The 23,381-nt window shown below is 44.0% G+C and carries 19 protein-coding genes and 1 riboswitch; of the genes, 15 read left to right on the top strand and 4 right to left on the bottom strand.

Going from position 1 to position 23,381, the window contains the following annotated elements:
• Positions 1 to 5 precede the first annotated feature (5 nt).
• Both DR864_RS27665 and DR864_RS27660 read left to right on the top strand, forming a co-directional pair.
• The gene (locus tag DR864_RS27665; protein WP_114070010.1) at positions 6 to 1,229 is read left to right on the top strand and encodes an exo-beta-N-acetylmuramidase NamZ family protein; all 1,224 of its coding nucleotides are present in this window, start codon (positions 6 to 8) and stop codon (positions 1,227 to 1,229) included.
• Positions 1,230 to 1,436: 207 nt separating this feature from the next.
• The gene (locus DR864_RS27660) at positions 1,437 to 2,186 is read left to right on the top strand and encodes a DeoR/GlpR family DNA-binding transcription regulator (protein WP_114070009.1); all 750 of its coding nucleotides are present in this window, start codon (positions 1,437 to 1,439) and stop codon (positions 2,184 to 2,186) included.
• Positions 2,187 to 2,243: 57 nt separating this feature from the next.
• Here the strand turns inward: DR864_RS27660 and DR864_RS27655 are convergent, their stop codons facing one another.
• The gene (locus tag DR864_RS27655) at positions 2,244 to 3,539 is read right to left on the bottom strand and encodes a hemolysin family protein (RefSeq protein WP_114070008.1); all 1,296 of its coding nucleotides are present in this window, start codon (positions 3,537 to 3,539) and stop codon (positions 2,244 to 2,246) included.
• Between the two features lie 102 nt (positions 3,540 to 3,641).
• Here DR864_RS27655 and DR864_RS27650 point away from each other — a divergent pair, with 102 nt between their 5' ends.
• A complete protein-coding gene (locus DR864_RS27650) occupies positions 3,642 to 4,331 on the top strand; it encodes an NUDIX hydrolase (protein WP_114070007.1) in 690 nt (229 codons plus the stop codon).
• 145 nt (positions 4,332 to 4,476) lie between these two features.
• Here the strand turns inward: DR864_RS27650 and DR864_RS29980 are convergent, their stop codons facing one another.
• Positions 4,477 to 4,659, bottom strand: a complete 183-nt coding sequence (locus DR864_RS29980; RefSeq protein ID WP_162794193.1) for a hypothetical protein — start codon at positions 4,657 to 4,659, stop codon at positions 4,477 to 4,479.
• Positions 4,660 to 5,071: 412 nt separating this feature from the next.
• Between DR864_RS29980 and DR864_RS27645 the strand changes: the two genes are divergently transcribed.
• The gene (locus tag DR864_RS27645) at positions 5,072 to 7,078 is read left to right on the top strand and encodes a carboxypeptidase-like regulatory domain-containing protein (RefSeq protein ID WP_162794191.1); all 2,007 of its coding nucleotides are present in this window, start codon (positions 5,072 to 5,074) and stop codon (positions 7,076 to 7,078) included.
• Positions 7,079 to 7,189: 111 nt separating this feature from the next.
• Here the strand turns inward: DR864_RS27645 and DR864_RS27640 are convergent, their stop codons facing one another.
• Positions 7,190 to 7,555, bottom strand: a complete 366-nt coding sequence (locus tag DR864_RS27640; protein WP_114070005.1) for a helix-turn-helix domain-containing protein — start codon at positions 7,553 to 7,555, stop codon at positions 7,190 to 7,192.
• Between the two features lie 330 nt (positions 7,556 to 7,885).
• Between DR864_RS27640 and DR864_RS27635 the strand changes: the two genes are divergently transcribed.
• The 9 genes from DR864_RS27635 (at position 7,886) to DR864_RS27590 (ending at position 20,116) form a co-directional block, all read left to right on the top strand.
• A complete protein-coding gene (locus tag DR864_RS27635; protein WP_114070004.1) occupies positions 7,886 to 9,520 on the top strand; it encodes a vitamin K epoxide reductase family protein in 1,635 nt (544 codons plus the stop codon).
• Between the two features lie 50 nt (positions 9,521 to 9,570).
• A complete protein-coding gene (locus tag DR864_RS27630; RefSeq protein WP_162794189.1) occupies positions 9,571 to 10,833 on the top strand; it encodes a glycosyltransferase in 1,263 nt (420 codons plus the stop codon).
• A gap of 860 nt (positions 10,834 to 11,693) precedes the next feature.
• The gene (locus DR864_RS27625) at positions 11,694 to 12,800 is read left to right on the top strand and encodes a TlpA disulfide reductase family protein (protein WP_114070002.1); all 1,107 of its coding nucleotides are present in this window, start codon (positions 11,694 to 11,696) and stop codon (positions 12,798 to 12,800) included.
• A gap of 343 nt (positions 12,801 to 13,143) precedes the next feature.
• The gene (locus tag DR864_RS27620) at positions 13,144 to 15,384 is read left to right on the top strand and encodes a peptidase domain-containing ABC transporter (RefSeq protein WP_114070001.1); all 2,241 of its coding nucleotides are present in this window, start codon (positions 13,144 to 13,146) and stop codon (positions 15,382 to 15,384) included.
• Between the two features lie 51 nt (positions 15,385 to 15,435).
• Positions 15,436 to 15,678: a hypothetical protein gene (locus DR864_RS27615; protein WP_114070000.1), complete on the top strand. Its 243-nt coding sequence runs from the start codon at positions 15,436 to 15,438 to the stop codon at positions 15,676 to 15,678.
• 29 nt (positions 15,679 to 15,707) lie between these two features.
• Positions 15,708 to 16,763: an HlyD family secretion protein gene (locus tag DR864_RS30495; RefSeq protein WP_229599600.1), complete on the top strand. Its 1,056-nt coding sequence runs from the start codon at positions 15,708 to 15,710 to the stop codon at positions 16,761 to 16,763.
• A 190-nt stretch (positions 16,764 to 16,953) separates the two neighbouring features.
• On the top strand, positions 16,954 to 17,703 hold the full coding sequence (locus DR864_RS27600; RefSeq protein WP_114069998.1) for an acetylxylan esterase: 750 nt from the start codon (positions 16,954 to 16,956) through the stop codon (positions 17,701 to 17,703).
• A gap of 42 nt (positions 17,704 to 17,745) precedes the next feature.
• The gene (locus DR864_RS27595) at positions 17,746 to 19,188 is read left to right on the top strand and encodes a family 43 glycosylhydrolase (RefSeq protein WP_114069997.1); all 1,443 of its coding nucleotides are present in this window, start codon (positions 17,746 to 17,748) and stop codon (positions 19,186 to 19,188) included.
• Positions 19,189 to 19,339: 151 nt separating this feature from the next.
• Entirely contained in the window at positions 19,340 to 20,116 is a 777-nt protein-coding gene (locus DR864_RS27590; protein WP_114069996.1) for a hypothetical protein, read from the top strand.
• Between the two features lie 339 nt (positions 20,117 to 20,455).
• On the opposite strand, the gene DR864_RS27585 is transcribed toward DR864_RS27590, so the two are convergent.
• The gene (locus DR864_RS27585; RefSeq protein ID WP_114069995.1) at positions 20,456 to 20,776 is read right to left on the bottom strand and encodes a DciA family protein; all 321 of its coding nucleotides are present in this window, start codon (positions 20,774 to 20,776) and stop codon (positions 20,456 to 20,458) included.
• Between the two features lie 151 nt (positions 20,777 to 20,927).
• Positions 20,928 to 21,053: riboswitch (SAM riboswitch) on the top strand.
• Between the two features lie 152 nt (positions 21,054 to 21,205).
• Between DR864_RS27585 and DR864_RS27580 the strand changes: the two genes are divergently transcribed.
• Positions 21,206 to 22,240 carry a homoserine O-acetyltransferase family protein gene (locus DR864_RS27580; protein ID WP_114069994.1) on the top strand — a complete coding sequence of 345 codons (1,035 nt, stop codon included), beginning with the start codon at positions 21,206 to 21,208 and terminating at the stop codon, positions 22,238 to 22,240.
• A gap of 16 nt (positions 22,241 to 22,256) precedes the next feature.
• The gene (locus DR864_RS27575; protein WP_114069993.1) at positions 22,257 to 23,288 is read left to right on the top strand and encodes an aminopeptidase; all 1,032 of its coding nucleotides are present in this window, start codon (positions 22,257 to 22,259) and stop codon (positions 23,286 to 23,288) included.
• Positions 23,289 to 23,381 lie beyond the last annotated feature (93 nt).

Here is a 23,381-nt window from a genome sequence, read left to right as displayed (position 1 = left end):
ACTTTATGAAACGGTCATTTTATCTGTCCCTTTTTGTTGCCACTGTGTTTTTGGCAGTTTTTGCCGCATTTACTACCGCCCCAAAACCTGAAAATGCAAAAAAAAGCATCATTACGGGTGCCGACCAAACCTCCGTGTATCTTCCCTATCTGAAAGGGAAACGCATTGGAATGCTGGTCAATCAAACTTCAATCATTGGCAAAAAGCACTGTGTCGATAGCCTGTTTAAATTAGGGGTAAAGATTACCAAGATTTTCGGGCCTGAACACGGATTTCGGGGCAATGCCAGCAACGGTGCCAAAGTAGACGACAGCATGGACCCCGCCACGGGCATTCCTGTGATTTCACTCTACGGCAAAAACCGCAAACCTTCCAAAGAACACTTGGCCGACGTCGATTTGATGATTTTTGACGTGCAGGACGTAGGCGCTCGTTTTTATACCTACATCAATACGCTCTCGTACGTGATGGAAGCCTGCGCCGAAAACAACAAAGAATTGCTCATTTTGGACCGCCCTAATCCTAACGGATTTATGGTGGATGGCCCCATTCTGGAACCGCACCTGAAATCAGGCATCGGTATTTTCCCCATTCCCATCAGCCACGGTCTGACCATCGGCGAATTTGCACAAATGATTAACGGCGAAGGTTGGCTACCCAACGGGCTAAAATGCAAATTAAAAATCATTAAAGTGGCCAATTACACGCATGACTTGCCGTACGTCCTCCCCGTACCGCCTTCGCCCAATTTAAATACGCAGCAGTCCATTCTGCTCTATCCCAGTATTTGTCTATTTGAAGGCACCATTTTGAGTCAGGGGCGCGGCACCTACATGCCTTTTACAGTACTGGGAGCCCCCTTATTGAAAGGAAAATACACATTTTCGTTCAAACCAGTCAGTCTTAAAGGCATGAGCGAAACGCCCCTGCATCAGGACACGGACTGTTATGGATTAGATTTACGGAAGTTTGACACCGCTACTTTTCTGAAAACAAAAAAATTAAACTTGCAATGGCTCATGGAGCTGTACGCGGCTTATCCCCTCAAAGAGAAGTTTTTTGACATGAGCCAAAGCAAACAAATGGGAAATTTTGATAAACTGGCAGGAACAGAAAACTTAAAGCAGCAGATTATTACGGGTAAAACGGAAGAAGAAATTCGTAAGAGCTGGGAGCCTGGTCTGGGAGACTTCAAAATCAAGCGAAAGAAATATTTGCTGTACCCTTAAAATAAATATCCCTCGCAGCTACACAAACCCCTAAGGTAGCGCGAGGGATATTTTATCATAGGTTAAGTTGTGGTTGAAACAACTATGCAAAAATATGCAATCTTTTTGTTTTAATGCAACTTTTTTTTGCATTTTTTTGCAAGATATTTTTAGAAATCACTCTCAATGAATTTTAAGGCATTTGTTGAAGTATATTTTAACTAACCTATGATAAAAGAAGAGCGCCAACGGCTCATTATTGAGAAGCTCAATCGTGACCAAAAAATTAACTTAGTGGAGTTGAGTCAACTACTGCACGTTTCGTACGATAGCATCAGACGTGATGTTATTGAACTGGAAGACAAGGGTTTACTAAAAAAAGTACACGGAGGGGCCGTGGCTAATTCCTACTTGTCTTTTAAAACCACGCAAGGCTTCGGTATCGACAATCAGGAAGTATTGCACCTGACCCGAAAAGCCCAAAAGCTGTTTGAAAATCATCAGACCATATTGATGGACGGCGGCACAACCAATTTCCACATTGCTGAACAATTCCCCAAAAACCTAGAACTGACCGTCATTACCAATAGCCTGCCCCTTGCCATCGTGCTGAATGAGCACCCCAAAATTGAAACGATCCTCTTGGGGGGCACCTACCACAAACGCTATCAAATTACGGTAGGCAACCAAGCCATGCGACAACTAGAACACCTGCGGGTGGACCTATACCTTATGGGTTTCAACGGGTTAGACCCAAACGTTGGGGTTACCTTGCGCAATTATGAAGAATCGGTCTTGAAACAAAAAATGGCAAAATCGGCTAAAAAAGTAGCGATTTGTGCCATTACTGAAAAAATCCATACCATCGAAACCTACAAGGTATGCGACCTACATGAGATTGATTTTTTGGTTACAAGTCTAAAGCCCTCCGACCCGTCGTTGAACGATTTTCGTAACAAAGGGATTGAAATTATCTAAACCTTGCAAAAGTTTGCAATGCTTTGCAAGGTTTAAACTTCATCGCCTGAAAGAGTATTACCCACCTTCTTCTTCTTCGCTCAGTTTTTGAACGAGTATCTTGTCGATACGGCTTTTGTCCATGTCGACAATCTCGAACCTATATTCCTGCCACGTGAAGTGCTCACCCGTATCGGGAATATCCTTAAAAATATGCAGAGCGAAACCTCCAAGGGTGTTGAACCCTGTCAATTCTTTTTTCTGCTGTATCGTGATGTCAAAATGATTGATAAAATCTTCCCACGGGAGTTGGGCATCTACCAAAAAACTACCGTCTTCGCGCTCTACAATGTCGTAATTAAACTCATCGGTTTCTGACAAATCACCCACCAACGCGTCCAAAATGTCGTTGAGCGTGGCAATGCCGAGCATGGCGCCGTATTCGTCGACAATGATACCAAAGTGCACCCGGCTCACTTTAAACTTCTCCAGTGCCTGATAGGCTTTGTTGTTTTCGGGAATATACAACGGCTCACGGGCCAGCGACTCCAATCGGGTAAGTTGCTCATCCAAATCACCGCCGAGCAAGTCTTTCACATAAATCAACCCCACGATATTGTCAATCCCATCGTTACAAAGGGGATAAATGGAGTGTTTGGATTCCATGATTCGGGCTTTATTTTCTTCGGGGTCATCGGCCGAATCCAACCACGTAACCTCCTGACGGTTGGTCATCAACGACGTGATTTTTCGGTCGCCCAGATGAAAGACATTCTCCACGATTTCCTGCTCAATCTCATCAATAACGCCCCCCGTGGTGCCCTCCTGAATGATGGTCTTGATTTCTTCTTCCGTAATGGCTTGGTTTTGGGGCGTAATCCGCAGAATTTTCATGAACAAATCGCTGGATTTGGCCAACAACCAAATAAACGGCGACGTAAGATTGGAGAGCCAATTCATGGGTGTAGCCATAAACTTGGCAATGCCTTCGGGATTGGACATCCCGATGCGCTTGGGCACCAATTCTCCCAAAACCAACGACAGGTAGGTCACAAACAAAACAACGCCACCTACGGCAATGGAATGCGAATAAGGCTTCAATAATTCATACTGCTCAACGTAGGCCTGAAAATCGGTCGTGATGCGTTCACCGCTGAATACCCCGTTCAGGATTCCAATGAGGGTGATGCCGATTTGGACGGTCGAGAGAAAGCGATTGGGGGAGTTTGCCAGTTCGAGTGCATGTTTGGCCTGCCGGTCACCGTTTCGTGCCGCAGTTTCCAATTTAGACTTTCGCGAGGAGACCAGCGCGATTTCTGACATGGAGAAAATACCGTTGATAAGAACGAGTAGAACGATAACAAATAGTTCCACGTATGGGGGATGGTTGGTACAATTGCAAAATTATCAAAAGTATTTGCTATCCAAAACAAACCCATTTGCTAATTTTGTCGGCATTAACGCCCCACTACTCCTATGATTATATTTATCAAAGACCGTCCGGTCCGAATTTTAAGCGAAAAAGCGGCTCAGGGGCTCTCCAATCGGGCCACTTTTGACCGAATCATTGACGCTCACCTCGAAATGCTGAAGGTGGCAAGTTTAAAGGGGCATTTACTCATTCTGAACGCCACACCGATTACGGCCGAAAAATTGTTTCATTTTTTGAACAATTACGACCTGCCCGAGCTACAATCCATTTATTTGGTGCCCAAAGACCGCGAAGCCGTGGAAAAAAGATTGAAAAAAATCTACACCATCATCAAAGCAGCGGGCGGTATTGTGACCAAAGACAACAAAATGCTGATGATGTTTCGGCGGGGCGTGTGGGATTTGCCCAAAGGCAAACTCGACGACAATGAAAAATCCAAAAAAGCCGCCCTCCGCGAAGTAGAAGAAGAAACGGGCGTAAAAGCCGAGCTTATCGAAAAAACCTGCACCACTTGGCACACTTATACCCAAAACAACCAACTCATCCTCAAACGGACCAAATGGTATTGGATGCGCTGCGTAGACGACTCCAAGATGGCCCCCCAGCACGACGAAGGCATTGAGCAATTGGCATGGATGAGCGAGCCCGAAGCCCGCAAAGCACTCGTCAACTCTTTCAGTTCCATTCGCTACGTGGTGGACTGCTTTATGGGGCAGGAAGTGGATGTGGATTAATGTGGGAATGAGGAACTAAAAAAGGGCAAACCGCGAAATGTAAATCGGAGGCCGATGCGCCTGAAAAAATGTTGACTATTGAACATACCAGCAAGCTTATTCTCTCAACGGAATGGGCTTGCTGTTTTTTTACCCTGAGCCTTTTCTACGCCTCACGCAGCTTTTCGTTTTCTTTTAACAATATACCGCTCACCTTTTCCAGCATTCGGCATTTTTCGGCGTATTCTTCCGCCATAACCCGCCACTTTTCTGTATCTTTATCTGTATCTGACACCAAATAGGAAAGTTTGATACGCAGGATTTTGGTCAATGCCTGCACCGTACTCAATGGAAGGACAGGATTGCTTCGAATTATTTTATCAGGAATTCTGATACTTTTATCAAGAATCCTGATAGGGTAAAGAAGGAAAAGTGGCTAAGTTTGTAAGAACACACATTACCGGAATTAAACGGATAAATAGGAGCATCAGGGCTAATGCAACACTTCACTACGGATTTGGCCGAATCGACATAAATGATTTTTTAACTAAAAAAAATGTAAAGTATGAAAAAGGTTTTGATGAATTTTTCGGGGAATGTTCTTTCTCGGAGTCAAATGAAACAAATAAAGGGGGGGGATGTTTGTCCTCCACAATTGTATGCTCACTGCGAGTCACTTTGTGCATATGCACTTTATAATTCGAATATATGGGAACAATGCATGGCAACAGGTCCATGTTCAAATTGTACTAAAGGCCCTGATGAATAAAATTAAGGTGCAAAAATTTAGCTTATTAATCACTTGTATACTCGTTGTTGCTTTCAAAGTTATTGGGCAACAACGAGTCCTCGTGGGTAATGTGACCGATTCCAAAACAAATGAGTCCATTCAATTTGCATCTGTTTATATAAATAACACCTCAAATTCGACCGAGACGGACTCGACGGGCAAATATCAACTCAGAAATGTCTTCAATCATCAGCGGGGAGGCAGTGTAGAAATCGTAGTATCTTCGTTGGGTTATACAACTTTTCGGCAAAAAATACTGGATAAACTCCAAGATACGATAATGCTCAACATCGCGCTATTTGCTTCTCCACAAACCATTTCGGAGGTATCTGTGAAAGGGAAACGTGACCAAAAATGGCTCAGGCAGTACAAAAAATTTGAAAGTGCTTTTGTAGGAGTAAATCAAAACGCACGAGCTACTAAAATTCTCAATCCTTGGGTCATTGATTTTGAGGGAGATATATCAGCGTTTTCGGCTTCAGCGCAAACAATAATTGAGATCGAAAACAAACCCTTGGGTTATAAAATCTTTTTTGAACTCCAACGATTCTCATTTTCTCCGACACAGAGCAGTTTTTCCGGATTGGCACGATTTGAAAAATTCAAAATAACGGACGAAGAACAAAAAAAGAAACTGGAAGAGAACCGGCAAAAAGCCTACGAAGGCTCAGAACGGCATTTTTTTAAAGCGTTAGCGCAACAGCGCTTAAAGCAGGAAGGATTTGTGGTGTATGAAGTAAACCCTAATTACAACGAAAAAACGAGCTTCTCGCACCTAAGTCCACAGTTAGGAAAAAGATTATTTCCATTTAACGACACTTCTGCTATAAAAATGGGACGTTTCCCATCTTCTAAAGAAATTATGGCACCCAATGAACTCGAAATCCTAAACACAAACAGCATCAATCGGATAGGCACTTATCAAGATGCTCCTTTCCCGGTGTCATGGCTGCGAATCAAAGGAGGCAAAGCCGAAGTGACCACCACAGGATTATTGTTTGATACCAATAGTTCCGAATGGGCCGGGGATATTGCAGAGCGGAGAATAGCGAATATGCTGCCGTTGGATTATGAACCCGAACCCCTAATGGAAAATAATCATTGGAAGTTGTTTTTACCCAAAAATACCCCCGAAACCCAAAGTAAGAGTGCCTTAGAACCCGAGCCAGCCCCTTTGGTTTCAATCAAACACACTTTTGAAGAAGATACTGTGGTGTTTCGTATTCAAGTAAAAAGGCCTGATGGAGAACCGTTACGCGGGCGACTGTCAGTGGCAGTGATAGAAGATATACAACATGAACTAAATCGTTTGGACACATTTGACTTATCTACCGATACATTACAAATAAAACGGGAGAAAAATGCCGTTACCTTAGAGGAAGTAAAAATCAAGGTAAAACGAAATAAAAAAGCCTCTCATACTTTATTAGGAAAAGTGGATTATGTGATAGATAGTGAAAATTTAAAAGATATCATCTCTGGAAACGTAATTACGGCACTCCAAAGTAAAGTACCAGGAATAGAAATTTTTGAAACGACGGATAATGCTGGATTTAGCCGTAAAGGAATCCGAATTCGAGGGGGAGGAAATAGTTTACAAAGAAGTAGTTCAGTAGAAGATGAGCCACTTTTCTTATTAGATGGAATTCCTTTGGGAACATTACAAAGTTTGAATGCCATCCCAATCAGCGATGTATTACAAATTGAAGTGATAAAAAGTGCCAATTCTTTTTTAGGTTCCAGGGGGAAAAATGGAGCAATAAACGTAGTAACTAAACGAGCCGCTGCCAACAGTACATCCCCCACGGCATCCATCAATGAAGGCAAATTATTTTTTTGGCAACCCTCCACTGATTTATCAACGCAGGGCGAGGCCGTTGTACGATTTGCTTTGCCAAAAGGAATAAAATACTATATCACAGTGAATGGAATTACTTCTGAAAATCAGCCTTTCACTAAGGAAATTTGGGTCTACTGAAATTTTAAAATCTGCTTATTCGGCATGATATAAACAGATTTTAAGTGAGGTACCCATTTACTTTTGACTTTCAACGGAATGGGCTTGCTGTTTTTTTGCCCTGAGCCTTTTCTACGCATCACGCAGCTTTTCGTTCTCCTTCAACAGCATAACGTTCATTTTTTCCAACATTCGGCATTTTTCGGCGTATTCTTCCGCCATAGCCCGCCACTTTTCTGTATCTGTATCTGTATCTGTATCTGTATCTGTATCTGTATCTGTATCTGTATCTGACACCAAATAGGAAAGTTTGATACGAAAGATTTTGGTCAGTGCCTGTACCTGCTCAATAGAAGGAAAGGATTTGCCATTTTCCCAATTATTGTAGGTGGGTTGACTGATGTTTTTTTTTCCTTGGCTGCTCAACTCCATAGCCACCCATTCCTGCGTCAATCCCAATTCATTACGACGTTTACGTAGTTTGTCTCCAATATTCATACTTTTCAGTTTGTGGATTTGTCAATTGATATTACAGTTGTTCCTATATTTCTATTGTCTTTAGAAAAAAGGTTTCGCCAAAATCAAAGAGTTTTCCACTACGTATGAATACAAATTGTGCTGTATCACGTATTCAATCTCAAGTAACGTAAATAATCTTAAAACCTATTTATTATTTTTCAAAAACTTATCAAGCGGTCAAAGCAGTATTATTACAAGTAAGATTTAGATTATTTTTATAAAAAATTCTGATAAGATGGTGAACAAAGTTCGATTAGGTTTGTAGTGCCTAAACAGCATACACATAGACAAAGCTATTTTACTGTTTGTATGATTAACTTAACTAGCCATTCCTTTACCGAGCGCGAAAACCTATTGGGCGTAGCCTGGACATACCTACGCAGCCTACAGCCATCCGTTACATTGACCACCCTGCGCAACACCCTCGAACAGCACCCCGATTACCCTAGCCTGTTGAGTTTGGGCGATACCCTCGACCGTTACCATATCGAAAACGCCGCCCTCCGCATTGACGCCGAGCAGTTGGCGTTGTTGCAAGTGCCTTACATAGCGCACCTGCATACCCACGGGGGCACATTTGTCCTTGTAGAAAGGGCTACCGACGAAACTTTCATCTACCGTAACGAAAAAGGAAAACGCATCACCGAAGCCCGTGAAGACTTTCTCAAAAGATGGTCGGGGGTAGTATTCATTGCCGAACCCACCGAAGCCTCGGGTGAGAAAGACTACGCCGCCAAACACCGTCAAGAACAACTTGAAAGCCTCCGTTGGCCGCTGATTATTGCGGGTTTTGTGCTGCTGACCATTGCGGGCATATTCCAAAGCCCCAATCTATCCACAGGAGCATTGTTAGGACTCAAAGCCATAGGGGTACTACTCACGGCCTTGCTGCTTTCGGTGCAGTATGGCAAACCCAATGATTTTACCGACTCCCTTTGCCACCTCAACAACCACACCGACTGCAACCACATCCTCACCTCTCCCGCCGCCAAAATCACACCTTGGCTGGGCTGGAGCGAAGTCGGATTCTTTTACTTTATGGGTGGGTGGATAAGCCTCACCCTAAATCCCTCTCCAAATGGAGAGGGGTTCAATATCCTCGTCATTCTTTCAATGTTGGCTTTGCCTTATACTTTCTGGTCTATCTGGTATCAGTGGCGCGTAGCTAAGCAGTGGTGCCCCCTGTGTGTAGCGGTGCAGGTGGTGATTTGGGTAGAGTATCTAAGTAGCCTCTTAACTCTCAAAGGGGAAATAAATATGTTCCCCCTTTGGGGTCGGACCCTCGCAGGAATAGGGGGCTTGGCTGTTGCGTTTGCACTCCCCATCCTCCTATGGCTGATCATCAAACCCCTGCTTCAAAAATCGCAGGAAGCGGAGCGTTGGCGGGGTGAATTGCGGCGGTTTAAGAACAATCCGGCTATTTTCAACGCCCTTTTAGCAAAACAAAAACAAATGCCGCCCGTACCGGCCGATTTACAGCCGATTATTTTAGGAAACCCCGCTGCGGAGCATACCATTACGATGGTGACCAATCCCTACTGTGGGCCGTGCGCCAATGCACATCTACAATTGGAAGAGGTATTGGCCGAAAACCCCCAAGTAAAAGCGCAGATAGTTTTTACTGTATGCCATGACTCCGATGGCAGAAAGACAAAAGTAGCCAAACACATGATGGCATTAGGATCTACTCACGAAAAGTTAGAGGACGGGATTGCCGCTTGGTATGCTCAAGCAAAAAAAGACTATGATACCTGGGCTAAGGCTTATCCTGCTGATACAAGCAACATACCCGAAAACGTAATAGCCGCTCACTGCGCATGGACCCAAAAAGCTGATATACAAGCTACACCTACGTTTTTTGTGGATGGATATGAAGTACCGCAAGTCTTTGGATTGGTACAAAGTGCGAATATGCTTACCCATTGGGAGCAAAAAATAGCCTAGCCATGAAAACTGCCCTTTTTATCCTATTGCCCTATCCGAGCCACTATTTTGTGGGCTTTGGCAAAGCGCGTCAACTAAAAGCGCAAGGGTATGAGGTGGTATTTACGGGTCTCAGTTCTCACCAAACGCTAATTGAGCGCGAGGGATTTGTATTTAAGCCTTTGCGTTATGCCAGTTCTTATAAACACTTGTCTTTTAGGTCATTGATTGCCTTGTTGATACAGACTTTGCTAAACAAGCCTTTTACCATACAACGATACCGAACTTTTTGGGAAGAAGTAAAAGAAATACAAGTATTAGCCGACGAACTGAAACCTGAAATACTACTGATAGATAGCCACTTAGGGCATTACGCGCTCTATTTATGGCAAACTCAATGCACTAAAATAATACTCAATACAAAGCTTTCTTCTTATCCGGAGATAGGTATTCCACCCTTAACGGAAGGCTGGCTTGCCAGCCGTAATGGATGGGCTATTGTTTGTGCTTGGGTAGGATGGCAGGTACATTTCTTGAAAAGAAAGTGGAAACAATGGCTCGAAAAAATAGCTTTTTTAGGAAAAGACGACCATTGGTTGTTAGAAAGGTTAGCCCAAAAAACAGGACAAAAATATTCGGATTGGTTTGATGATAACCACTGTTTTTATCCTGCCGTGAAAGCCCTACCCAAACTCATTACCTATCCCAGCGCATTGGAATATCCGTGGAAAAAGCCCAAAGCAGGAGAGTATTACGAGGCTATCCCTTTTGAGCGAAACGAAAGCCATCTTTTGAGTGAAGAGTACTGCCAACTGATGGCTCAATTACGCCTATTGAAACTTCAAAACCCAGCTATTAAGATAGTTTATGCCAATTTTGGAACTACTGGTTTGAATAATAACGAAAGGGGTTTACAGGCATTGGATAAACTGATAGCTGTGATACAAGACATGCCCAATATACGCTTGATTGTATCCACAAACTTTATCAAAAATATGAGTATCAGCAATGTTTTCTGTTTAGAAAATGTGCCACAGTTAGACCTATTGCCGCATTGTGATTTGATGGTGAGCCACGGTGGTCTAAACAGTATCTGTGAATGTATACAAGCAGGCGTACCTATGCTACTATGCCCTTTAAGCCACAAGGCAGACCATTTTGGTAATGCGGCTCGTGTTCAGTTTCATGGCATGGGGCTTATAGGTGATCTATTGAATGAACCCAAAAAGGCTCTAAAAAACAAAGTAGAGCAGCTTTGTTGTACCACAACAGTACCCTCTCATACCACTTGGAGAAAACCAAGTGAAATTTCTCTAACTGACTTTGCAAAGTGAACTAAATAGATTTTCTAACTTTAAAAACGGTACGGCGTTTCCGTACATTCAAAAAAATGAAAAATTTATTGATTAGACTATCCGACAATATTCTGTCGAAAAGCCAGATGAAAAATGTTAGAGGAGGAGATGACTATGGTGCTGGTTGTCCTGCAGGGGCATGTATTGGAAGAAAAAGTGACTGCGCAGCCGGTTGTACCAAATGTAGTACAGATGACAATAAGACCTATGGAACATGTTCGTAGTTAAATAAACTACAATAGGACAATACTGACTTTTTGTTAGTATTGTCCTATACAACTTTCATTTCTATCTTTTTCTCAACGGTGCAGCGTTTCTGCACATCCAAATACAATGAAAAAATTACTAATGCATTTTTCAGGCAATGTATTGTCGCGAAATCAAATGAAAAGTGTAAAGGGCGGATATTAAGGCTGTATTATAGGGCCATGTTTGGCAAATAGTGATTGCACAGGTGGTTGTAAATGTAGTTCAAGTGACCCAAGAGTTTTGGGAACATGTGGTTAAATAAACTACAAATAGGCCAATACTGACTTTTTGTTAACGTAAACTTTTCAAGAAATGTGCTATTAGGCAATCATTATCGGTTGTTAAGAAGGTATATTCAGTGGTTTGGTGTGCCGTAGGTACACAAACAGCTTTTAGTCGGTATATCTACGGCATACCTACTAAAAAAAATGACCATCTCACTATCCATAATTTGCCTCGTAGAGGTCCGTTATCAAGTATTTATATTGAAAAGTTCGCGTTTTTATTAGTATTGTCCTATAAAACTTACAATTTCATTATAGTGTCCTTTCCTTAATTTGTTTGTATTCTAACCAATAAATCTAACACAGATGAAGCCTTTTTTACTAATTCCCATTCTCCTGATTCCAACATTCCTTGGGGCCCAGAGCAGCGTATATAAAGTAGAAGGAAAATTAGGGAGAATTAACCCTACAGACAAAGCTTATGTAATTTATGGAATTGGAAACAAAGGATATACAGATTCTGCCGACGTCCGGAATGGGAAATTTATTGTGACAGGAACCATCGATCAACCATATTATGCATGGCTGTCTGACGGTAAAAAATCTATCCGTTTCTATTTAGAACCGGGCACTATTTCTGTAACGAGTCCGGACTCTATTGAAAATGCGGTGGTGGTCTCACCCATGAACATCGACAATCAGAAGCTTAAAATGATGCTTAAACCGACAGTCGACCAATTGGCTCTGTTAGAAAAGGAATATCAGGCAGCTACACCCGAACAGAAAAAGGTGAAAGGGTTTAATGAGGCTTTCGAGAAGCAGCAAGATGTCGTTTATAATAAGCAGGAAAAAATTAAAGCACAGTTTATTCGAGAGAATTTAACATCTATGCTGAGTCTATATGTTTTAGATCAATATACAGATTGGAATGCTCCCGATTTTTCTGAATTGGAACCGATGTTCAGCTCACTGGCCGAGGCCATTAAAAACAGTAAACTGGGCAAAGCGTACGCAAAAAAACTGGCTCTTATTCAAGCCACATCGGTGGGTTCATTGGCTCCTGATTTTACCCAACCGGATACTTCCGGGAAAGCCGTGTCCTTGAGCAGCTTTCGTGGAAAATACGTATTGGTCGATTTTTGGGCGAGTTGGTGTGGACCCTGCCGGGCCGAAAATCCGAATATTGTCAAGAACTTTCATCAATACAAAGACAAAAATTTTACGGTTTTAGGTGTTTCATTAGATAGACCTAACGGGAAAGAAGCTTGGCTAAAAGCCATCCACAAAGACCACCTTGACTGGACTCATGTTTCGGAGTTGAAACAATGGAATGCCGATATAGTAAAGCAATATGCCATTCAGGTTGTTCCTCAAAACTTCCTGATTGGGCCTGATGGTAAAATCCTTGCGAAAAATATACGGGGAGAAAATTTGGACAAAAAATTAGCTGAAATTTTTAATAGTAAACCCTAATTAGGAAATGGTGGCTACGTATTATGAGCGGAGCTACTCGGTGCAATAGCGAATCTAAATCAGCAAAGTGGTGGAGGTTATTATTTTTTACTTTTACTCGTTGGTATGCTTTGGCTCAATACCCATCAGAATACTCCGTTAATCGTTAGGTAGGTTCATTCATTTGGGAAAAATTACCTTTTATCAAGAATGGTCAAAAAGTTCCCCTCTACCGTCGAATCGCAACACGATACCATGACCGAAACGTCGGACCGCGATACATCAGGCGGCAGGAACTCCTGCCTAGTGCACCGAAACATTCAACTTACGTTCCTGCCCATGGTAACCAAATTTTTAAAGGCTTATGAAATCTTTCCCCATTTATAAGCAACACGATGCCATGGATTGCGGCCCTACCTGCTTACGCATGGTGGCTAAGTACTACGGACAAAGTTACTCGGCGCAGGCATTGCGGGAACGTACGCAGATTGGCAAAGATGGGGTCAATCTATTGGGGATTTCAGAAGCCGCCGAGAGCATCGGGTTTCGTACAGTTGCGGTTAAAATTCCGTTTGAAAAACTCATTCAGGAAAACGCCTTCCCGTGTATTGTCCACTGGAGTCAGAATCATTTCGTGGTGGTTTGTGGGGTTGGGGTAAAGCCATTTTCATTTTTTAATAGACGCATAAAGCAGCAACTTTCTAAAATTAAGGTTCAAGTTGCTGACCCCGCCCGTGGGCTTATCACCTACACCCGTGAGGAGTTTGAAAAACAATGGGCTACCACCATTTCCAACGGTCAAAAAATGGGCGTGGCGTTGTTATTGGAACCGACGCCTGAATTCGGAAAAGAGCATGAATCGAATGGTCGCACCAGCGAAGAAAAAGGGTTAGGAGCCGGTCGTTTGGGCACGTATCTCTATCAAAATCGCCGTTTGGTGGGGCAGTTGGGCGTGGGGCTGTTGGTGGCGAGTTTGTTGCAGCTTATTTTTCCTTTTTTGACGCAGTCGGTGGTGGATGTAGGTATTCAAACCCGCAACCCTTCGTTTGTTTTGTTGGTCTTATTGGCCCAGTTGGCACTGACCGTCGGGCGCACCTCGGTAGAGTTTATACGTTCATGGTTGTTGATGCACCTCAGTACGCGGCTCAATCTGTCGCTGCTCTCCGATTTTCTTATCAAACTCACCCGTTTGCCACTGTCCTTCTTTGATACCAAGCAGTTTGGCGATATAATGCAAAGGATTGGTGATCATCATCGCATTGAGCAGTTTCTCACGGGTCAGACCCTCAACACGCTCTTTTCGTTGTTCAATTTGCTGGTGTTCGGGGCGGTATTGGCTTTTTATAATCTCACTATTTTTGGGGTTTTGATGCTGTCGGCGGTGCTCTACGCGGGTTGGGTGGTGTTGTTTTTGAAATTTCGTCGAAAATTAGATTATCAGCGTTTTAGCATCTCCGCCAAGAGTAACAGCACCTTGGTGCAACTCATTCAGGGAATGCACGAAATCCGTTTGGCGGGTGCGGAGACTCCCATGCGCTGGCAGTGGGAACAACTGCAAACCCAATCGTTCAAACTCGGCATGAAAGGCTTGACCGTGTCGCAGTGGCAACAAGCGGGCGCGTTGTTTATCAACGAAGGCAAAAGCATTTTTATCACTTTTCTGTCGGCCCAGGCGGTCATCAACGGGCAGCTTACCCTGGGTGGGATGCTGGCGGTGCAGTACATCATCGGGCAAGTCAACGCCCCGCTCCAGCAGCTCATCGGCCTCGTGCAGTCGGGGCAGGATGCCAAAATCAGTTTGGAACGATTGAATGAAATCTACGAACTGGAAGACGAAGAGACGGGGCAGGGCTTAGTGGAACTGCCCACCTCCCAAACTCTTTCCATGCAATCCCTGTCATTTACGTACCGAGGAGCGGGCAACGAGCCCGTACTGAACGACATCCACCTGACTATACCGCAGGGGAAAACCACCGCCATTGTGGGCATGAGCGGCAGCGGCAAAACCACCCTGTTGAAATTATTGCTGCGCTTTTATGACCCTACCAAAGGTAAAATCCTCATCGGCGGAGTGGGGTTAAACAACATCAGTCACAAATACTGGCGCAAACAATGCGGTGTAGTGATGCAGGATGGATTTATTTTTTCAGACACCATTGCCCGCAACATCGCCGTGGGCGTAGAAATCATTGATCGCCAAAAACTCTATCAGGCCGCCCAAGTTGCCAATATTCTCGATTTTATCGAATCATTACCGCTGGGTTTTCACACCAAGATCGGCGCTGAAGGCATGGGGGTCAGTCAGGGGCAAAAGCAGCGTTTGCTCATTGCCCGAGCCGTTTACAAAGACCCGCAATACATTTTCTTCGACGAAGCTACCAATGCCCTTGATGCCCACAACGAAGCCGTGATTGTAGAAAACCTGAATGAATTTTTCAAAAACAGAACAGTCATCGTGGTAGCGCACCGACTGAGCACCGTAAAAAATGCCGACCAGATTGTGGTGCTCGACAAAGGCAGAATCACGGAGATTGGGACGCATTCGAACTTAACCACACAGCAGGGCGATTACTATCAGTTGGTAAAGAATCAATTGGAGCTGTGAGTCATTGAAGGGAAAGGGGTTGGATTTCTACGAAATGACAAAATAATAGAAATGACAAAGGAAGAAAATCACTTATTCACCGACCGCCCCGAAGGTGCTGCGCTGTTTGAGGAACTTCGCAGTGAAGAAATTCAGGAAGTGCTTGGCCACGCTCCCCCGTGGGCTGTTCGCTGGGGCAATACGCTTTTTCTCGTGATTTTGGTTGGAATCATAGGTTTAAGTTGGTTCATTCACTACCCCGAGCTAGTCATCGCCCCGTTTCGGCTCACGTCAGATGACGTACCAAACCCGTAGTAGCCAAAACCAACGGTCGCTTGGTCAAAGTGTGGATTAAAGATAATCAGCACGTGCAGCGGGGGCAGTTGTTGGCCTATTTGGAAAGCACAGCTTCGCACCGCGAAGTATTGACGCTGGAGAAACAACTGGAAACCTTGGCCCAGTGGGTACAAGCACAACGTTTTGAAGCCCTTGCTTCTTTCCACCCCGGAGACTTTCGTCAACTGGGGGAGTTACAGGCCGACTATCAAACATTTATGCAACAGTTTTCCGAGACCGCTACGCTTTTTGCCAATGGCTACCTCCTCCAAAAAACCAATTTCTTACACGCCGAACTGACCGATTTACAACAAAACCGTGCCCAATTGACGGAGCAGCTTGACATTCAAAAAAAGGAACTTGCTTTGGCCGAAAAAGAATTTGAAATGCATCGAACACTCTTTGCGGGAAAAGTGATTGCCCCCGTAGAATACAACCGCGAGGAACGAAATTACTTGGCCAAACAATTGCCCTTGAAGCAACTAGAAATGAGCCTCACTGGCAATCGAACCGCACAAACCCAAAAACAAAAAGAATTGGCTGAACTCAGCAAACAGGCCAACGACCAAAAAGCACAATTTACCCAAGCAATCAGCACATTTCGGTCGGCAATTGGAGCATGGAAAGCCCGTTTTTTGCTCACCGCCCCCAAAGATGGGCGCGTGACTTTTGCGGCACTTTGGCAGGAAGACCAGACCGTTAAAAATGACGAGATTCTGTTTCACATTGGAGCTTCGCAGAAAAACTATTTTGGGGAGGCGCACATCCCTCAAACCAATACAGGAAAAGTCAAGCCCGGACAGCGGGTATTGGTGAAGTTTCAGAGCTATCCGTATGAGCAATTCGGAATCGTCGAAGGAAAAGTTCAACATATTGCCAGCATCCCCTCCTCCGACAGCACCTTTAGGGCCATCATCTCTTTGCCCAAAGGGTTACAGACCTCTTCGCACAAAACGCTTCCGTTCAAAAATGGATTAAATGCCTCTGCCGAAATCGTCACTGAAGATTTACGTGTGGCCGAACGGATGTTTTACGAAGTAAAAAGGCTCATCAACAGGCCATAACTTACATAAACACAATATCGGTAATCAATTCATAACCAAAGGAATCATTGAGAGATTGGATGAGTCTGCGTTTGGCAATCACCAATTCATGGGCCGATAGTGCCAAGCCCCATTTTAGCCCCGTTGTTGAGTAGGTTTGCGTAAACTGTGCTTAATGTAGAAGCAACAATTATTACGAAAGAAATCTGCAATGAACAACAAACTCAAGCCCTTGTTTTTGGTTATCATTTTTGTCGTTTTATCAGGATTACAAATAAGTACTTTGGCACAGGGCCCAGGTCCGGGACAAAGAATACCCCTCCCTCCCATACCGATAAAAGGCGATACGACCCATACCCTTTCCAAACACTTCACGCCCGCCTCTGCCGCCGCAAAAACAACGGATGCCAAGGGGTTTATTCAACGTTGGCTGGTGCTAGAACCGGTCAAAAAAGATATTGTCAGGAATAATATTTTCACCGACAACTACCTCAAAACAACATTTTCTACCGATAATTTTTCGGGCGATTATACCACCGTTCCCAAAAATGGTGAAACGGTAAAAGTGGGAAATCAGGAACTGAAATGGTATGCGTTGGACAGCAAGGCGTTCAACTTTAATTTATACCATTTTACCTACGCCCTTAACAAACCCAAATACGGCATACTTGTCTGGCTAGTTACGGTCATCAATTGTCCCGAAGAAATCAAAAACGTTAGGATGGCTGCCGGATGCAATTCAGGAAGCATGTGGTGGCTGAATGGTCAGGAAGCATTGCTGCTTTCAGGCGACAGGGATATGATTGCCGATAATGGCACCTCTGCACGGTTAACGCTAAAAAAGGGAAAGAACATCGTCCGTGGGGCGGTAATAAACGGACCGGGGATGGCTAATTTCTGTGTTCGTTTTTTAGATGAAAAAGGAGCGCCCGTAAAAAACCTCAGTATCAGTTACGAATAATTAGGAATCTATCTGTTTAAGGTAATGAACATAAATCTGTACATGAAAAGAATGAAAGTAGCCGCCCTGACAACGGTAGTAGCTTTATTAATAACACAAACAGTATCAGCACAGGTTGGAAGACCCTTTATCCATGACCCCTCAACCATCGCTGAATGTGACGGCAAGTATTACACCTTCGGCACCGGCGGTGGCGGATTAATTTCCAACGATGGCTGGACATGGCACGGCGGCGGGGTGAGACCGGGGGGTGGGGCTGCTCCTGATGTCATCAAACTCGGGGATCGTTACCTTGTCATCTACGGCGCAACCGGCGGTTCACCCAACCACAAAGGGGCTATTTTGACCATGTGGAACAAGACATTGGACCCCAAGTCTCCTGACTTTAAATATTCTGAACCGATTGTCGTGGCAACGTCGGATGGCTACGAAGAAAACGACGCCATTGACCCCGGTGTGATGCTAGACCCTACTACCGGACGTCTTTGGCTAACCTACGGTACGTATTTTGGATTCACTCGTCTGATAGAATTAGACCCCAAAACGGGAAAACTAAAGGCAGGCAATAAACCCGTCGATGTAGCCATCGTATGCGAAGCCAGCACGTTGGTCTACCGTGACGGTTGGTACTACCTGCTGGCCACGCATGGCAGTTGCTGCGACGGAGCCAACTCTACCTACAATGTGGTGGTGGGTCGTTCAAAAAAAATAACTGGCCCTTACCTTGACAATGTCGGAAGAAGCATGTTGGAAGGTGGCGGTAAAATGGTGGTTGCTACCCGTGGAGGATTAATAGGCCCCGGGCATTTTGGACACATCATTTTGGAGCAGGGAGTTGAAAAAATGTCCATCCATTATGAAGCTGATCTGGCGCAAAGCGGTCGAAGTGTATTGGGTATCCTTCCGGTGGTTTGGAAAGATGGGTGGCCTGTGGCCGGAGAAAAGTTTAGAGAAGGCACGTATGAAATTGAATCCGTACGAAGAGGTTATGGATTGGAATTGGCCGTTGATTTTACCAGAATGCCAAACGCACCACGAGGATTTAACCAGCCCAATAATGAACCCATAAAACCCGTTCCGGCGCAGCAATTAGCCGATGTACAGAAAACCTGGCCCACCGGTACCATTAACGTAAGAATAGGCGACTACATGTCCCGTCCCCATCAACAATGGACGATTACGGATGCGCCTGATACAACAGGGTATCTGGGCGGACCGTACTATAAAATTGTATTGGCAGGAACCGATCGGGCATTAGCGGCCACGGCCGATGCAGAAGTAATCACCGTACCAGCATTTACAGGCGCGCCCGAACAGTTATGGCGCATCGATCAATTGACGGATGGTACCTACCGAATAATGCCTAAGGTTGTTCCCAATTCAGGCAAGAAGTTAGCGTTGGTCTCTTCAGGAGACAGCACCCCGACATTGGCAGAATTTGATTTCAACAGCGATAATTCTAAATGGAATTTTAGGGCTCACTAAGGATCTTTTTATCATTCAGCAACAGCGGGTTGGAAACATCCTGCTGTTTTTTATATTTGGGGGAGTTTGTGGCGTAGATACTTCGTTTTGGAGGTATATACGCCAAAAGTAGCGTATATACAGATGTTAGGCACCAATAGCAAGAAACCGCATGACACAAACAAAACGACTCAAAATTTACTGCTTTTTGCTTTTAACAATAAGTATTTTTGGCAACACGTTTGGACAAGATTTTGTCGAAGTAAGACCCGTTTCGAAAGATGTTTTAAAAATAAAACTAATTTCTTTCAAGAACATATTTACTAAATCAGGATGGCGAAGTCAATATTTTTATGAAAATGGAAATCTTTTAAGACAGATTAACTATTACAAAAACGAACTGAGAATGGATGAAAACTACACATATATTAACGGAATAAACTCGATTAAAGTCAAACAAAATTATACTAACAAAAAAGGATTTTCAATAACTATAACAAATTTTGACAGTTTAAAGAAAATTTCAAAATCAGAACTATACTTTTCCAATGACACAATTAATCCTGTTTCTTTAAGAAATAATTTTGTTTATTCAAATAATGGCAAACTTATTTCATACAAAAGTACCCATATTAAAACTAATCAATCAGTGTGTTTGGAATTTAAATATGAAAACGGACAGTTAAAAGAAGAATTATTATACAATGATTGTCAAAGACTTACAAAAAAAACCACAATAAGTTATGATAAAATGGGCAACCCAGTTTTTGAAGAAATAGACTACCAAGATCCAAATTCAGTAATAACAGGTGCTAGGTCTGAAAGAGGTATGCAGAGATATTTTTATGTTTTTGACAAAAGAGGTAATTGGACAAAAAGATATTTCATAACTTCAAGAGGACAAAGATTTTTAGAAATGAAGAGAAGAATAACATATAAAACTTACTGACCAAAGAACAAGCTACTGCTGCCAACATGGGTTTGTGGCAAGTGGGGGCTGACGAAAGTAATTGAACATTGGTAACTTTATTGTACTTTTGTTTCGGCTAACGGAAACCTTTTGAACATTAGTAAGTAATTGAGCATTAGCAATTTATATCGGCGGACGTTCGGGCTTTTGTGTTTCACCCCCCACTTCGCCAAGCCCCAAAACGTTATGCCCAGCCAGGAAAATCGCTAGTTCAACATTTCTGCAAGTCAGCAAATCCAAGCCAATTTCAGCGTTCTTTGAACAAAATCACCACTTTGCGCAAGATTAAAATGATTTTGCAGGCATTCTATCAGGCCATCAAATAAACACAATATCGGTAATTAATTCATAACCAAAGGAGTCGTTGAGGGATTGGATGAGTTTGCGTTTGGCAATCACCAATTCGTTGGCCAGAGGGGCCGAGTCCAGTCGAAGAAACAGGACTTTGTCTTTTACGTAAATATCTGAAGTACGCGAAGCAATCTCTTTGCCCACCAGTTTTTCCCAGTACACTTTCACCGACGACTCATCAAATTTCCCGCGCAGACGGTAAATTTCCAACATTTTATTGATGGCATCGCCCACGGTAGTCACCCCCGGACGGCGGGCTGCATTTTCTTTTTTAAAACGGTAAACCATATTTACGGGCAGAGTTTGCTACGACAAATCTACAATAAGATGAAGAAATTTGGATTGGAACAACGAGTTTTTTCTGATTTATTTTGGATTCAGCCCTTTGCGCTGTAATATTGCACCATCAAGTCAGTTGCTTCTCATACGCACAGCGATTGATTTATAAAGAAGGGGGGAGAGAATAGGCTCCGCGAACCTCTGGCAACCTGTTTCCAAATACACGAGATAAGGTGCTAATTCCTACCTAAGCGGTCGCAAAAACGACCCTCAGGGGATATAAATCGAAACATTCATGTTAAGATTCCCGGAAAAACAAATGCGCCTTTTGCGCAACACACGTTTGTCATCTTTTCGTTAAGATGTACTGGGCCAGTACTATCCCTTTGAAATTGAAAACGCTGAAACAACAAAACCACTTTTAATTGTTTTTGAACCTTGGCAGTTACTTTATTCAAATATCCTTACACGTTTCCTTTGGAACTGGGCGGCGAACTGGCAGGCTTCCAATTGGCGTACACTACCCACGGCACCCGCAACGCCGACAGCAGCAATGTTTTATGGATTTGCCACGCCCTCACGGGCAGCTCTGACCCCACCGATTGGTGGGATGGGTTGGTAGGCCCTGGGCTTCATTATGACCCCAAGGATTGGTTTATTATATGCGTAAACGTACTCGGCTCGCATTACGGCTCCACCAATGCCCTGAGTATCAACACCAAAACAAAAGCGCCTTACTTTCAAAGCTTTCCTGACATCACCATTCGGGACAACATCTACGCTTTTGAACTCCTGCGTGAACACCTCGGTATTGACCACATTCATACTTTGGCCGGCGGCTCTTTGGGCGGACAACAAGCCCTCGAATGGGCCATCATCAAACCCGATTTAATCGAAAATCTGGTCCTGATTGCCACCAATGCCCTCCACTCACCGTGGGGAATTGCGTTCAATGAATCGCAGCGCATGGCCATCAAAGCCGACCCCACTTGGCAGGAAGCCCGCCCCGACGCAGGCATCGAAGGCATGAAAGTAGCGCGCTCCATTGCACTGCTGTCGTACCGCAATTATGACACCTACGACTTTACCCAAGCCCGCGACAGCAACGAACAAACCGATCATTTTCGGGCGGCTACGTATCAGCAATACCAAGGCGATAAATTGGCCCACCGCTTCAATGCGTTTTCTTACTGGACGCTCTCACGCATGATGGATTTGCACAACGTGGGCCGCAACCGTCCGAGCGTTACCAATGCGCTCTCGCAAGTAAAAGCGCATACGCTGGTGGTGGGCATCAGTTCGGATATTTTATTCCAACCCAGTGAGCAAAAATTTCTCGCCCGACACATTCCTGATGCTGAGTACCAAGAAATTGACTCACTCTACGGTCACGACGGTTTTTTGATTGAATACAAGCAATTGAAGCAGATTTTACAAGCTTGGGAAACCAAAGGAATCCCGCAAGGACGTTAATCTCAATTCACCCCAGATGCTCAAAAAAGCCCTCCTTGCTGTTTTACTTGTACTCGTCATCCTCGGCATCATCTATCGAGAACTAATCAGTTACGGATACATGCAGGCCAAGGGCCAGGTGAGCATTTTGTTCAACACCCGCCCAGTCTCGGAAGTTTTGCAGGACCCTACCCTCCCCGACTCGCTCAAACAGCGGCTAAAACTCATCGGTGAAATCAAAAAATTTGCGATTGATTCGCTGGGTTTGGATTCTTCGGGCAGTTATACCGAATTTTATGACCAAGGGGGCAAACCCATTTTATGGGTGCTTACCGCCTGTGAAAAATTCCAAATGAAGCCCAAGCAATGGAGCTTTCCCATCATCGGGACGTTTGCTTACAAAGGTTTTTTTGATACCACCCGCGCCCACACCGAAGAGAAAACGCTACTAGAAGCAGGATTTGACACCCAAATCAACGAAGTATCGGCTTGGAGTACGTTGGGGTTTTTCAAAGACCCGATTTTATCTTCCATGCTCTACCGTGGCGAAGGCAGTCTGGCCAACCTCATCATCCATGAAATGACCCACGGCACGCTATTTGTGAAGGATAATCTCGAATTAAATGAAAATCTGGCAAGCTTCGTCGGCGACTACGGGGCGGTGCGATTTATGGAAGCAAAATACGGAAAAAACGCTCCGCAGCTTGAACGTTATGAATTTCGAAAACGCTACAACGACGCGCTCAGTCAGCACATAGTACGCGGGGCTAACCAATTGGACAGCCTTTATAAAAAGTTTGCGCCTTCACTTGCTACATCCCTCAAAGACAGCCTCAAAACGGCAAAAATCCAGCATATTGTCCAAAGTTCAGATACGCTTTTGCGGGGATTGGTTGGCAAAAAATACCCGTGGCGCGGCAAGAAACTACCCAACAACGCGTTTTTTATCGGGTACCTTACGTACCATTCTCAACAAAATCAGTTCAATAAAGAATTTAACGAAAGGTTTAAGGGTAATTTTCGTGCATATCTTTCGTACTTAAAAACGAAGTATCCTACCTCCTTTTAGGAACAATTTTGAACTTCTATCTGCGTTTAATTGTAAATTTGGATGTGTATACGAATCGTCTCCTTAAATCCTTGCCTCAAAAACCATTTCGGG

The sequence above is a fragment of the Runella rosea genome, from assembly GCF_003325355.1.
GTDB lineage: Bacteria > Bacteroidota > Bacteroidia > Cytophagales > Spirosomataceae > Runella > Runella rosea.
Note: the sequence above shows the minus strand (reverse complement) of the source record. Positions and strands in the feature narration are given on the sequence as shown.